Raw genomic sequence first — 14173 nt, forward strand, 5'->3', positions numbered from 1 at the left:
AAGCATATGAAATTAAAGTTATCATATCTCATATTATCACTTGCATTATTAACTTCTTGCAGGCAAATTCATGAAAATAACATCTTAACTTCAACAGAAGAGAAAGAAGGATGGCAATTACTCTTTAATGGAAAAGACATCAATAATTGGCACATTTACAATCAGGGAAACCAACCTTCCAAATGGATTGTAAAGGATGGGGCAATATTATGTGATCCCACAGTAAAAACGGGAATATTTGGAGACTTAGTTACCAATGAAACCTATGAAAATTTTGATTTAAAATTTGAATGGAAAATTGCTAAAGGAGGAAATAGCGGTGTGTTTATCGATGTGCAAGAAGATCCAAAATATGATGCGACATTTGTGACAGGTCTTGAAATGCAACTTTTGGATAATGCCAATTCCGAACCACGTCATCAAGTAGATTCTACACATTGGGCAGGATCTCTTTACTCTGTAAAGGTTATTGGAACAAATTCGAAACCTAACCCTTTCAATGAATGGAATGCATCACGAATCATCCAAGATAAAGGCAAAGTTAGTTTTTGGCTAAATGGCAAATTGACATTCGAAGACAGCACCAATACACAAGCATGGATAGATATGGTCGCCAATACCAATATGAAAAACTATCCTGACTTTGGTACATTTCAAAAAGGAAAAATTGCGTTGCAAAACCATACAGATGAAGTTTCTTTCCGCAATATCAAAATAAAAGTATTGTAAATAGAAAGAGCAGGAAAAATCCTGCTCTTTCTAATTCCTTCACAATTAATATCCAAATAACTCTTCTAAAGTTAATTTCTTAACTTCTCCGAGCTTTTGCAGATCTTCCATTTTCATATTTTCGTCTTTTGCGACAATACAGTAAACGTATGGTCTACGACTCATTTCTTTATTGTGAAAAGTTTTTAAATCTGCAAAAGTTAATTGAGGCGCTTGCTCATATATATCTTTACGAATATCTGAGACAAGTCCTAATCGTTGAGCATTTAAATAATTTGATAAAATATTTGCATTTGTAATGCGATCACTTGCCAACGATTTAACCAAACTTACTTTAGCAATTTCCAAGGCTTTCGGAGCATCAGGTAAATCATTTAACAATTCATTCATTCCCACAACGGCTTCATTAAATTTATCTGCTTGTGTACCCACGTAAGCACCAACAGAATAATGATTTTCTTTCTTTGCAGGAGAAGCAAAATTGGCATAAGTAGAATAAGCTAGTGCTTTAGATTCTCTAATTGTCTGAAAGACGATACTTCCCATGCCACCACCAAAATACATATTAAATAAAGCTACAGTAGGACTGTATTTCGAATTATACGATTCTGAATTTCTAAACCAGAACACTTCAGCTTGTTTCATGTCAAAATTAGCAAATAACACTTGATTTTTAGGGGTAGGCAACTCTGCAAAATTATTCGCTTTCTGAACCTTAGTAAAATTGGTATTTGTATTTAAAGGCTTCAATACGGCAACAAGCTCACTCGTTGTTTTAGGACCGTAATACAAAATCTGATGTTTCATATTCGCCAGCTCATGTAAAATACCAACTAAATCGGATGCTTTAATTGAATTTAGCTCCTCATCCGTAAGCACATTATTAAAAGGATTTTTAGAACCATATTTTGCATACGATTTTAGTCCTTCCATAATTAAAGCCTTATTCTCTTTTGCATTTGTCCTTGATTTTTTCAAACGCCCGATATAAGCTTTTAGGGCTTCCTCATCACCTACACTATTATTCAGTAAATCTTGGATTAATGCGACTGTTTGTTCAAAATTTTCATTTAATCCTGAAATATTAATCCGCGTTTCTTCATTTCCAGAAGTCACCGAGAAATCAGATGCCAACTTATAAAATGCTTTACTAAAATCTTCACTTGATTTGTTTTTAGTTCCCAAAAACTCTAGATAATCTGCCGCAATAGCCAATAACTTATTATTCCATTTTCCAATATCATAGCGATAGGTCAAACTAAATAAAGCGTTATCCTTATTTTGAACAGCAATCACATCAACACCTTTTAAGGAACCCTTTTGGATATCTTTGGCATAATCTAACCAAACTGGTGAAATTTTACTTTCTGGCATTTTTGCAATAGATTTGAGAAAAGCAGACTGGTCATCACGGTTTACAACTACAGGCGTAATCGGTGGTTTCTCCACTTTTACAACATTATCATCAACACCCTTACGCTTATAGACTACCACATAATTATTATCATTCAGATATTTAGATGCAAAATCCATGATATCTTTTTTGGTAATTTTAGTTAAGTTATCCGAATAACTCAATTCTGTAGACCAATCTACACCAGAAGTAAAAGCATCCATCAATTCCTCAGCACGATTACTATAGCTTTCATTTCTTGAAATCTCCGATTTCTTTTCGTTGTTTACAATTGAAGTAATCAAATCATCAGAAAAATCTCCTTTGCGAAGTTTCTCCAGTTCTACTAAAATCAAAGATTTGACATCATCTAAGGATTGCCCTTGGCTAGGATTTGCTTGCATAATCAACATTGAATAATCTTTCAGAACATAAGGGAATGCACCTGCACCCAATAATTTTTGAGATTTCACCAGATCCAGATCGATTAGGCCTGCGGAACCATTCGTCAACATATTTCCAAGCAGATTCAACATTTGTGCATCTTTAGTAGATGCTCCAGGAAAGCGAAATCCTAAAAACAAGAATTCAGACTCAGGGCCTTTAACTTCTCTAACTATAGGCTGCTTAATATCCTGTTCAGGGTCAAATTTATAAACTGGAATTTCCTTTGGTTGCATATAACTGAATGCTTGATCAATTTTCTTCACAACCTCATTTGGATCGAAATCACCGGACATAATTACCCCCATGTTGTTCGGAACATAGTAAGTATGAAAATATTCACGTATTGCTTTTAATGAAGGATTTTTTAAATGTTCTACCGTGCCGATAGTTGTTTGTTTTCCATAATTGTTATTAGGAAACATCGCTTCAAACATAGCCTCAACAGATTTACGTCCATCATTATCGAGCCCCCTATTTTTCTCTTCGTAAACAGCCTCTAGTTCTGTATGAAATAATCTTAATATGGGATTACGAAAACGTTCGGCTTGTACAGCAAGAAATTTATCGATGACATTGTTTGGAATATCCTCAGTATAAACGGTCTGTTCAAAAGAAGTGAAGGCATTGGTTCCCTCGGCACCCATTTCACTCATCAGCTTATCGTATTCATTTGCGATTGCATATTTAGCAGCCTCACCAGATACCTGATCGATTTGTTTATAGATTTCTTTACGTTTAGATTCGTCTTTTGTTGAATTGTATTGTTCATACAACCCATCAATCTGATCAAGTAATGGTTTTTCCTTCGCCCAATCTTTAGACCCAAATTTATCAGTCCCCTTGAAAAGCATATGTTCAAGATAATGCGCTAAACCCGTGTGATCTGCCGGATCTGTTTTACTACCAGCTTTAGTAGCAATATATGCCTGAATACGAGGAACCTTTTTTGAAGGACTCAAAATCACTGTTAAACCGTTTTTCAATGTATAAAAACGAGAATTTGTAGGGTCGTTAGTTACGTAACGATACGTATAGCCTTCTTCACGTGCCTCTTTCCAATCATACTTTTTCAACTGTGCAAAAGTTGTTACGCTAGATAAGAACACAAAAGCTATTACCGAAATAAATTTTAAATTCATTTATAATAAGTTTATAAAATACAATCAAATATATAAATGTTTCAAGGATAATTCGCAGTCTTCCCGCATCTTTAAAATCATAATCTTTTGGATGAGTTGAAGTATTTTTTCCCAAGATCAATTAAAAACAGCTATGTGATACGGAATATAAAGTATATAGGAAATAGATAAAAATAGACTTAAACAAAAAAAGCATCGATAAAATCGATGCTTTAAAGTGGAGAATACTGGGTTCGAACCAGTGACCCTCTGCTTGTAAGGCAGATGCTCTGAACCAGCTGAGCTAATTCTCCTTTTCAGTATTTTAAAACACCTTTGTTTTTTGTGGAGAATACTGGGTTCGAACCAGTGACCCTCTGCTTGTAAGGCAGATGCTCTGAACCAGCTGAGCTAATTCTCCTTTTCAGTATTTTAAAACACCTCTGTTTTTTTGTGGAGAATACTGGGTTCGAACCAGTGACCCTCTGCTTGTAAGGCAGATGCTCTGAACCAGCTGAGCTAATTCTCCTTTTTAGTTATCGATATTTAATATCTTTCCCTAATTGCGTATGCAAATGTACAGCAAAATTTTGACTCTCAAAATTATTTCAAAAGTTTTTTGTGCATAAAAACGCAATCCACTAGAAGCCACCCACATAATTTTCAATATTTTTAGTCATAGAATTTCCAAGAAACTCCAAATCGAATATTAGCGTCATTCATCGGATAACGACGAACAGTATAATAACCTTTTGGCAGTCCCAAATATTGATTTACAAAATTACAGCTGATGAATAATGTGACCCGTTGAATGTTTGCAGTTGCCCATGCATCAAATATCGGGTAAGTAGAAAATTTAATCCCAGTATTATCATTATAAAATTGGCTTGCATTAATTGAATAAGATGGTGTTGTAAATGGAGAATTAAAACGTGCATCAACACCAATATTAAAATCAACAACTTTATAAAGAACATTACTATAATACAAACTGTGCCATGTATAGATTTCCGGAGTGGCAAGAACCGCCTGTTGATCTGTTTTTTGATAGACAATCAGATTGTCCAGTGTAAATCTTCTAAACTTAAACTTTTGTCCAACAGATATTTTCAAAAGATTAGCAGAGCTCAATTGTGCAGGTTCGATTATTTTTGATAAGCGCGCATCATTTTGTGGATTGTCAATCTCTCTAAAATAAAGATAGTTGTCCATCAAAAAGTATTCAACTTTACCATTAAAACCAATTTTTGGATTACTATAATGGAATGCTAAATTTTGGGTCTTGGTTTTGTCAAGATCCCGATCCCATTGATGATAAGTATAATTCATCCGATTAAACACCATCTCAGGAGACTTATTTTGAGAATAGGCCGAGACCGTTATTTTCCCCACATTAGAGCTTAATAAAAAATCTGCTTTTGCCTCATACAGATAATCTCCAAAATTGTGTCCCATCACGATCTGATTCACCTTACCCGTAATATTTATTCGGTCAGAAAATTTATAGCCCAACTCCCCTTTCAACATTCCATTTTGATAGAATCGGTTATTAATCCCGCTATCTGTATACCAATACATATCATGTTGAAATCCTACATTCAATTTCGCTTCATTTTTAAAAATAGATTTCCCCCGTAAATAAAAACTATATTCAAATTCATTTGAAATCGAAGTAATCTCTGTTGTATCCTGGCTTAATTGAGAAGGTCCATAAGGAAAAGCTCCATTACCATCCGTTTCGTTCTTAAAAAAGTTAAATTTCTGAATACGAACCGAGCTGTTATGGGCAATGCTATTAGTAGGATAAATTTGCATCGTAGGTTTACCGGCATCAACGGTATCAATATGCCCCAAGAACATCGATTGACGAATAAAAAGTGAATTATCCCGCCATTCGTTTCGAGGTCTATTATCTCCTAATCCCTGTAGACGCACAGGATATCGGTCTGCAGATTGTTTTTCAGCATCCTTAAAAATATTATCTGCCAAAATAGAACCATTCTCCGTTGCGTCCAATTTATTGAAAACTAGATTCGACAATAAATTATAGCGATGATTTTCGGATTCATACCAAGCAAACAAAGCTGATTTAATATCAGAATACTTCTGATTGGTGTAATATCCATCCGCCTTTGTAGCATGAAATTCCCCACCAATATTAAGTCTTGGATTTATATTTTGTGCAAGTCGAGCACGAAATACTTGGTCATTAAAGAAAAATCCAACAGAATAAAGTTCAGAAAATCGAGCTCGTGCTCTAAAATATTGGATAGAATCTGGGCGATATAACGTCCGTTCCAAACTATGAAAACCACTTTGAAAACCGATAGTTTTTGTTGGTTGAAATAACAAATCGCGTGTTGCAAGACCGTAAGAACCCAAATTAATACTCGGATTCCAGGGCAAATTTTGTTTATTATAATATTGAAAATTACGGTGTGATGTATCGATTTGAACAGTATAAGTGCCCTTCTTCATCATATCCAATGTGGTATAACGAATATATTTAGCAGACAAAATCACAGAATCTTTTTTCGAATCCTCTTTTGCCCTAGCGGAGTCTAAAGCACTACTCCATTCATCATTACTTTGTGCATGAACTTGATTTATAAAACCAATAATACAACAAAAAATCGCTAATAAGCGCAAGGTCACCTTCATTTATATTTGAACTAGCATTGTTGAAAAACTATTGCAAAGCTATTAATTCTTTCAAAATTAACGTCATCTTTGGTTCAGCTTTTGCAGCGATATCTACGATATCTTGCAAAGAAACAGGTTTCAAATCTTCATGAAAACCTTCATCAGTAATGACAGAGATGGCAAATACGGGCAAATCCATGTGATTTGCAACAATAACTTCTGGCACCGTACTCATACCAACGATATCACCACCGATAATGCTCATGTAACGATACTCTGCTTTAGTTTCTAAATTTGGGCCTGGTGCGGCTACGTAAACTACTTCATGTGCACGAATCTCCTTATCTTTGGCTATAGCCAAACCTTGCTTGATCATCTCCTGATTATAGGGTTGACTCATGTCTGGAAAACGTGGTCCAAAAGCTGCTAAATTAGAACCTCGTAAAGGATTATCAGGTAAAAGATTAATATGATCAGAGATAATTCCCAGATCACCTTTAAGAATAGTAGGATTTAAAGACCCTGAAGCATTTGAAACAAACAGTTTCTGAATACCTAATACTTTCATAACACGGATGGGGAAAGTAATTTCTCTCATATTATATCCCTCATAATAATGTAGCCTCCCCTGCATCGCTATAACTTTACGACCATTAAGAGTACCAAATATCAATTTGCCAGAATGAAATTCCACTGTAGAGATTGGAAAGTTGGGGATATTGGAATACATTAGCGAAAACTGCACTTCGATCTCATCGACCAATTTTCCTAAGCCAGTACCTAGTATTATTCCAAATTCAGGCTGAAAATCGCCTATTTTTTTGCGGATAAATCCTGCTGTTTCTTCTATCAATTGATACATACGTACAAAAAAACTAATTTAATCAAACTTAACTTAATTTTTTTGCACGTACAAATCACTTAACTTTTTTTAATTATGTGCAAGCTCTTGAACAGAGGCTTTACCTGGAGAGGTAAGGATTAACAATAAAAATGTAATAAATCCATTAATGATAATTAAATCCAACCCAATAACATATGGTGTATAAACCTCAATAACATAAGTTTTCAATATATATAAAATAACAGGAGATATCACACAGATAAAAGGTACAAGCTTGTCTTTAACAGCATATTTGGTAGCGATACCAACAACGAATAGTCCCAATAATGGTCCATAAGTATAACTCGCGGCAGTAAAGATGGCATTTACAACAGAATCATCATTTATCAATTTGAAAACTAAGATGACCAACAGCATTACAATTGAAAAACCAAAATGTACATAATTGCGTTGCTTCACCAATACTGGATCATTTGGATTCTCTTTTTTATTAAAATTCAAAAAATCTATACAATAAGAAGTTGTCAGGGCAGTCAAAGCTGAATCTGTAGTAGCAAAAGTGGCAGCTGTCAGTCCCATCATGAATATAATTGCTGGAAGGATAGTTAAATGATTTAAAGCAATTTCCGGATATAGATAATCACGAGTTGCCAGTTGACTTATATTAATACCATTTTTCTCTGCATAGATATATAACAACGCTCCAACAGCCAAAAAGAAGATATTAATCACGACAAATACACTTGTAAAGGTTATCATATTCTTTTGAGCCTCTTTGATCGTTCCCATTGATAGATTTTTTTGCATTAGATCCTGATCTAACCCGGTCATAGCAATTGTTACAAAAATACCTCCTAAAAATTGTTTCCAAAAATTAGCTTTGCTACCAACAAAATCATCCCAAAAGAATATTTTAGAATAGCTACTTTCCTTCACAGCCTCAAAGGTGTCCACAATTCCAAAATTTAAACCTTTTGCCATAAAGTAGATGGATAAAATAACAGCTGTTATCAAAAACGTTGTCTGTAGTGTATCAGTTACGATAATAGTTTTCAATCCACCTTTATTCGTATAGAGCCAAATCAGTAATAAACAAATAACAACTGTAACGACAAAAGGTATATTCCAAGCATCAAATATAAAATGTTGCAATACAATAGCAACTAAATAAAGGCGAAATGCAGAACCAATTGTTCTGGAAATAAGAAAAATAGCAGCACCGGTCTTATAAGTTGTATGTCCAAATCGCTCCTCCAAATAGGTATAGATAGAAGTAAGATTCATCCTATAGTATAAAGGAAGTAATACATAGGCGATGATAACGAATCCTACCGCGTTTCCCAATACAAATTGAAAGTAGCTAAATTCTGAAGCTCCAACTGCTCCAGGGACAGAAATAAAAGTCACCCCAGATAATGCGGTACCGATCATTCCAAAAGCAACCATGTACCATTTTGAATTACGATTTGCGACAAAGAATGTAGAGTTATCCGAAGACCCCTTTGATGTAAAATGCGCTACAGCAAGTAAAACAGCAAAGTAGATAACCAAAAAAGACAATAAAATTATTGGTGACATAAGTTTGTTTTATAATAGGTGATTTATGTTTAATGTGTTTCTTGGTAAGCTTCTATCGCTTGACGTACATGACCAAATTTTTCCAACAATTCCGTTGCTTCTGCTTCAGTAGCATCCGTTTCATCCATGATAATACGTACCCCACGTGCGACTAGCTTATGATTTGACAGTTGCATATCCACCATTTTATTTCCCTGAACACGACCCAATTGAATCATAATTGAGGTACTCAACATGTTCAATACTAATTTTTGAGCAGTACCGGCTTTCATACGAGTAGAGCCTGTAACAAATTCAGGTCCTACCACAACCTCAACTGGCAATTGTGCCACTTTTGCAATCGGAGAACCACCATTACATACGATACAACCTGTTGCTAATCCCGCTGCGTTAGCAGCCTTCAAACCACCTACTACATAAGGCGTCGTTCCAGAGGCAGCAATACCAATCACCACATCTGTCGCATTGATACTATATTCAGCTAAATCTTTCCACGCCTGCTCCGTATCGTCCTCTGCAAACTCTACAGCTTTACGAATAGCTGTATCTCCTCCTGCAATCATTCCGATAATCCAATCAAAAGGAACCCCATATGTCGGCGGACATTCAGAAGCATCTAAAATACCTAATCGTCCACTCGTACCAGCCCCAATATAAAAAACGCGCCCCCCGTTTTTCATCTTAGCAACACACTCATTAACTAAAGCCTCGATCTGAGGAATAGCTTTCTCAACAGCCATTGGAACGGTCTTATCTTCGTTATTAATATTCGTTAACAACTCCAAAACAGTCATTTTTTCTAAATCCTGGTAATGCGATTCTTTTTCGGTTGTATTTATCATCCTATCTTCTATATTGTCCTTTATTCTATTGTAATAACTCACGAATATCTACAAATTGATATCCTTCTTTCTTTAACTGATCTATTATCTTTCCCAAACGATCATAGAATTTATCTTTTCTACGTACATCAGTACCCATATGTACGAGCACGATAAATCCATTTAAACCATTGGGTTGCTTACTCTCTTTCCATATTCCCATTTCGATATCATCAGAAGATAAATATCGTTTTCCCATTTCTGGATAACTATAATCTGCCGCAGTTCGCAATCCTGGTGTATAATTAATGGGCGTATACCCCATCTCCTTACTCCAAACGACAATCTCTTTATTATACCATTCATACGACGGAATAAAATATTTATTATCACTTCGAAAACCCAAATTATCTAGTTCTCTAAAATTCATCTCCAAATCATGGATGAATGAATCTTTAGTCACTAATAATCCATTTCTATTACTCCAATCACTAAACAAAAGATGCTTATCAGAATGGGCAGAAAGATAATGTTTATTCTTTTTAATCTCATCTATAACAGAACGAAATTTTGTTGTCCTCAAAAAATCTCCTGTTAAAAAAAATGATCCTTTTATAGACTTTTCCCTTAATGTCTTCAGTACTTTTAATCCTCCCTCAGCCAAATCGTGTCCTGTAAAAACAAGTGCAAGCCTTTTTTGCAGACTATCACCCCTTATGATCGCTCCATAAGAATCCAACACTACTTTTTTACCGGAGGCTCCTCCAATGCCTTTTGCTCTTGAGAAGCCAACAGATATATCAAAGAAGCGGTACCATCCATTGTAGGTTCATTCGTACTATAGTCCCCGTAATCATCATGATAAACAACTAAATCACTTTGAAATGCTGCATACGGATCCTCATTTAACAACTTGATACCAATCAGATTACGATATGTCGAAGTCATAATAGGACCATCGACCAATCCACCATCAATTGGAAAATTCTTTAAATGGGTAAAAGCAGAATGTGGATTAACCGGTGTATCGCCCCAAGAAGGCAAACCATAAACCATGCTAGTCCCCCAAGGGTTAGTCCCAAACAGCCAATCTATATTTGACTGTGCCAATTCATCATAGCGCTCATCCTCTGTCAATTCTTTATACCATAAGCACTGAATAGCAAAGGATACAGTCAAATTATTGCTACACCAGATAAAAGGCACTCCCCGATAAAAAGCATTAGTTTGAGCTCTAGCTAAAACAGCATCTATTCCAGACTTATAGTATGAGACAATCTCCTCGCGATCATTGCCTTTTAATTGTTTTCCTAACTCAAAATGACCAAGATTAATAAATGGATACCATTGATAATGCGCTGCGGTATCGCTTGTCATCCAAGGCGTAATCTTTTCTTGTCGAGCATATGCCATTGACTCCTTTAAAAACCTCTTTTTGTTAGTCGCTCCATAAAACATTGCACCTGCCAATTCCATATCATCTACCCAATTATCCTCAGCATAGATATAGGGCGATTTTACCGATACCGTTTGCGTTACTCCTGGTTTTATCAATGCAAAGCTATAGGCTGTCTTTGCTTTTTTTGCCAAGACTTTTGCATATCTACGATCATCACTTTGAAACAAAGAACTTCCCAGATGAAACGCACTCGAGAATTTAGCTGCTGTAGAACTTGTTCCCGTTGTATTATTCATAAATTTACCACGTTGCTGTGGTTCGCCATCAATAAAATATACCGGTCTTTCAAATCCTCTTCCATAAAAAGGATCTTCACCAGGCATTCTCATATTGGTATGATCACGATCATCTGCAATTTGGTTAAACATCAAATTCGGAGCAGGATGCATCTTGATCAACCAATCCAATCCCCATTTAGCCTCATCAAGCACATCAGCACGACCATTTTTCCCATCCAGTCCATTTGCCTGCTTTTGGTCACCAAATACTTTTGGAAAATCCCGATAAGCAGCCAAAAGATGATAAGTTGCATTTGCTGAGGTCGTAGAATATTGCAAATAGTCAGAAGCATCGTGCCAACCGCCACCTGCATCAATGCGTGTACTATCAGTGATACCAACCTTATTTGCATGTAATACAAAACCATCGTGTGTATGACAACTATCTTGTAGATATGGATTAAACAGCGTCCTTTGTTGACGCATGTAACGGAGCGCAAAATCCGCAGCCCCTTTATAAACATCTTTTCCAATCTTAAAGACAGGTGATTTCACCTCTCCAACTCTTAAATAATAAGAACCTGTATCCCGGAATGTTGAAAAATCAAATCTAAAACTCTGAACAAAAGGTCCATATGAACCATAATCTTTACCAATAGTGTTAGAGAACACGCGTTTTGTTGTTTTTACCTCTATCAGTTCAAATTCAGTATAATTTCCTTTTACCTTTCCTCCAAATACCGCAACCTTTATACCTGCAGGTGTATAACCTAATTGGTTTACTCTAATCCATGCTTGTTTTTGCGCTTTCGCAAAGTTAAAAACAAAACATGCAAAAACAAGCATAAAAATACGCAGTAAATGTAATAAGTTTTGTGTATTTAATTTCATAATTTAGAACTTTTATAAAGTTAAAATTTTAGTTTAACAATCTTACCATCCATTGTACTGCAAACGAGTTCATTATTACCCAAAACTAATGTTGGATTAACCATACCATTTGAAATTTTATATTGCCAAAGCATATGACCTGATTTAGCATTTAGTGCTGATAATAATCCAGAATGACTCGGTACAAAAACAATTTTACCATTCGTGTTTATCGCAGAAGGGGCTAATTCATAAGGAAGTTTCAAATTAGATTTCCAAGCGACATCCATCTGATTACCTTTTGTGGAAACCCCAAGCAAATCTCCATCCATTGTTTTAACATAAACATATTTATGGTCAGCAGAAAGTCCCATGGATTCCCTAACACGAATTGTATCCTTTTTCTCTCTCCAAATAACTTGTCCATCTTTTGCATTTAGTGCCGTCATATAACGATCTGGAGCCACTACAAAAATGGTATTATTAACGGCAACAGGGTAACAAGCTGCTGCAGAAAACATGCGATTAGCATGTCCGTTATTCCACTCCCATTCCAAAGCACCCGACTTTGCATTTAAAGCATAAAAGCCATTTCCCCATGAACCGAAAATCAGTAGATCTTGATAGTAAGTCGGAAGAGTAGAAACATATCCTTTCACTCCATTAAAATTCCATTTTTGTTTTCCCGTCAATACATCCAATGCTCTAAACACTCCATCAGATCCACCAATATATGCTATACCCTTATGAATCAATGGCGAACCGAGAACAGCTTTTTCTGTTTTCACTTTCCATCTCAACATACCCGTCTCTGCATCTATACCATAAATATAATGATCAGAAGAGCCTACCACCACAACACCTTTCCATGCCGCTGGTGTTGAATATACTTTACCTCCCGTTTTGAATGACCACTTCTTTTTGCCTGTTTTGCTATCCAATGCAAAAATATCACCTGAGGTATTAGCCGTGATAATGCAATCTTTATAAAGGGACATTCCAGCACCAATATCACTCGCATCTTGAAACTCCCAAGCTACAGAGACTTGAGACCCATATTTATCATTAACGATGTAACTAGGTCGCGGATATTTCTTTTTTTCCAACTCAAAATGATGGTTTTCTAATGTGACCACTGCCCAAGGATCCAAATAGCGTCCATCAACTGTACGCTCTTGATAAGTAGCCTTACCCTCTTCGATCGTTACAATATTATAACCGCCATATTCACTTTTTGCACGAAGATTTGATCTCCCCATTATCCCTGGTATCCCTTCCCAATCGTATAATTTGTTTACATGACCATGTCCACAAAAAGCCAATTGCACATTCCTAGACTTTACTCGATCCAAAGCTTCAAACCAATTATTTAAAGAAGAATCCTGCGGATAATGATTAATGTAGATCAAAGGCATCTTACGATCGGGATTAGCACTAAAAATTGAATCCATCCAAACAAGATTTTCACGCGGAATCTGTCCTGGACTCATCCGCATATTTGGTCCTGAGTTAGTCCCCAAAAACATGAAACCTTTATGTTTAAAAAAGAAAGTTTCACCACCAAAAACACGTCGAAAAGTATTGGCTCCATTTTCAGACCAGTTACCATCATGATTACCAGGAATTACATACCAAGGCAAGGACAAGCTATCCAATATTTGTTTAGCCAGTATCAATTCATGATCGGCACCAAATTCGGTTATATCACCTGAAAGGATAACAAAATCAATATTTTTTAAAGTATTCAGATCTTTTACTGTACGACGCAAATCTTCTTCACCTGTCGCTCCCCCAACATGTGTATCGGTGACATGAGCAAATTTGAAAGATTGTGCATTCAATATATTAAATGCAAAAATCAACATGCAAATAATACTATAGGTTCTTTTTATCATCATAGGAATTAATTCGTATTGTAAAGATAGTCATAAAAAATAAAATAATGCGTTTTTGTGCAACTTTATAAATTAAATAACACAAATACGCAGTCATACTAGCAACACCGTAAGATAATTTTGTCAAATTGAATTTAAAATTAACAAAAAGAGCCACC

Annotated in this window: 9 protein-coding genes and 3 tRNA genes; 1 reads left to right on the forward strand and 11 read right to left on the reverse strand. The window is 35.6% G+C overall.

Going from position 1 to position 14173, the window contains the following annotated elements:
- The first annotated feature begins 6 nt into the window (after positions 1–6).
- Complete coding sequence (locus AC06G9_RS19795) at positions 7–729, forward strand: 3-keto-disaccharide hydrolase (protein WP_480956988.1); 723 nt, start codon at positions 7–9, stop codon at positions 727–729.
- A 45-nt stretch (positions 730–774) separates the two neighbouring features.
- Here AC06G9_RS19795 and AC06G9_RS19800 read toward each other — a convergent pair whose 3' ends face one another.
- The 11 genes from AC06G9_RS19800 to AC06G9_RS19850 all read right to left on the reverse strand — a co-directional run bounded on the left by AC06G9_RS19800 (position 775) and on the right by AC06G9_RS19850 (position 14018).
- The gene (locus AC06G9_RS19800; RefSeq protein WP_480956989.1) at positions 775–3708 is read right to left on the reverse strand and encodes a M16 family metallopeptidase; all 2934 of its coding nucleotides are present in this window, start codon (positions 3706–3708) and stop codon (positions 775–777) included.
- A gap of 218 nt (positions 3709–3926) precedes the next feature.
- Positions 3927–4001 (reverse strand) — tRNA-Val (locus tag AC06G9_RS19805).
- Positions 4002–4033: 32 nt separating this feature from the next.
- Positions 4034–4108, reverse strand: a tRNA-Val gene (locus tag AC06G9_RS19810).
- 33 nt (positions 4109–4141) lie between these two features.
- A tRNA-Val gene (locus tag AC06G9_RS19815) sits at positions 4142–4216 on the reverse strand.
- Between the two features lie 143 nt (positions 4217–4359).
- Positions 4360–6348: a putative porin gene (locus AC06G9_RS19820; RefSeq protein ID WP_346605594.1), complete on the reverse strand. Its 1989-nt coding sequence runs from the start codon at positions 6346–6348 to the stop codon at positions 4360–4362.
- Between the two features lie 28 nt (positions 6349–6376).
- A complete protein-coding gene (locus tag AC06G9_RS19825; RefSeq protein ID WP_108158153.1) occupies positions 6377–7192 on the reverse strand; it encodes a purine-nucleoside phosphorylase in 816 nt (271 codons plus the stop codon).
- 69 nt (positions 7193–7261) lie between these two features.
- Complete coding sequence (locus tag AC06G9_RS19830; RefSeq protein ID WP_108158152.1) at positions 7262–8752, reverse strand: sodium:solute symporter; 1491 nt, start codon at positions 8750–8752, stop codon at positions 7262–7264.
- Between the two features lie 29 nt (positions 8753–8781).
- A complete protein-coding gene (murQ, locus tag AC06G9_RS19835; RefSeq protein ID WP_108158151.1) occupies positions 8782–9594 on the reverse strand; it encodes an N-acetylmuramic acid 6-phosphate etherase in 813 nt (270 codons plus the stop codon).
- Positions 9595–9619: 25 nt separating this feature from the next.
- Positions 9620–10315 (reverse strand): polysaccharide deacetylase family protein, encoded by a 696-nt coding sequence (locus AC06G9_RS19840; RefSeq protein ID WP_244914356.1) that lies wholly within the window; start codon positions 10313–10315, stop codon positions 9620–9622.
- Positions 10315–12141, reverse strand: a complete 1827-nt coding sequence (locus AC06G9_RS19845; protein ID WP_244914355.1) for a glycoside hydrolase family 9 protein — start codon at positions 12139–12141, stop codon at positions 10315–10317. Before AC06G9_RS19845 ends, AC06G9_RS19840 begins: the two co-directional genes overlap by 1 nt.
- A 20-nt stretch (positions 12142–12161) precedes the next feature.
- Positions 12162–14018, reverse strand: a complete 1857-nt coding sequence (locus AC06G9_RS19850; protein ID WP_480956990.1) for an outer membrane protein assembly factor BamB family protein — start codon at positions 14016–14018, stop codon at positions 12162–12164.
- Positions 14019–14173 lie beyond the last annotated feature (155 nt).

The sequence above is a fragment of the Sphingobacterium sp. MAE genome (assembly GCF_056711605.1).

Excerpts from the sequence above, each read along its gene's own strand:
- AC06G9_RS19795 (WP_480956988.1), top strand. The coding sequence starts at position 7 with ATGAAATTAAAGTTATCATATCTCATATTATCACTTGCATTATTAACT.
- AC06G9_RS19800 (WP_480956989.1), bottom strand. The coding sequence starts at position 3,708 with ATGAATTTAAAATTTATTTCGGTAATAGCTTTTGTGTTCTTATCTAGC.
- AC06G9_RS19820 (WP_346605594.1), bottom strand. The coding sequence starts at position 6,348 with ATGAAGGTGACCTTGCGCTTATTAGCGATTTTTTGTTGTATTATTGGT.
- AC06G9_RS19825 (WP_108158153.1), bottom strand. The coding sequence starts at position 7,192 with ATGTATCAATTGATAGAAGAAACAGCAGGATTTATCCGCAAAAAAATA.
- AC06G9_RS19830 (WP_108158152.1), bottom strand. The coding sequence starts at position 8,752 with ATGTCACCAATAATTTTATTGTCTTTTTTGGTTATCTACTTTGCTGTT.
- murQ (WP_108158151.1), bottom strand. The coding sequence starts at position 9,594 with ATGATAAATACAACCGAAAAAGAATCGCATTACCAGGATTTAGAAAAA.
- AC06G9_RS19845 (WP_244914355.1), bottom strand. The coding sequence starts at position 12,141 with ATGAAATTAAATACACAAAACTTATTACATTTACTGCGTATTTTTATG.
- AC06G9_RS19850 (WP_480956990.1), bottom strand. The coding sequence starts at position 14,018 with ATGATGATAAAAAGAACCTATAGTATTATTTGCATGTTGATTTTTGCA.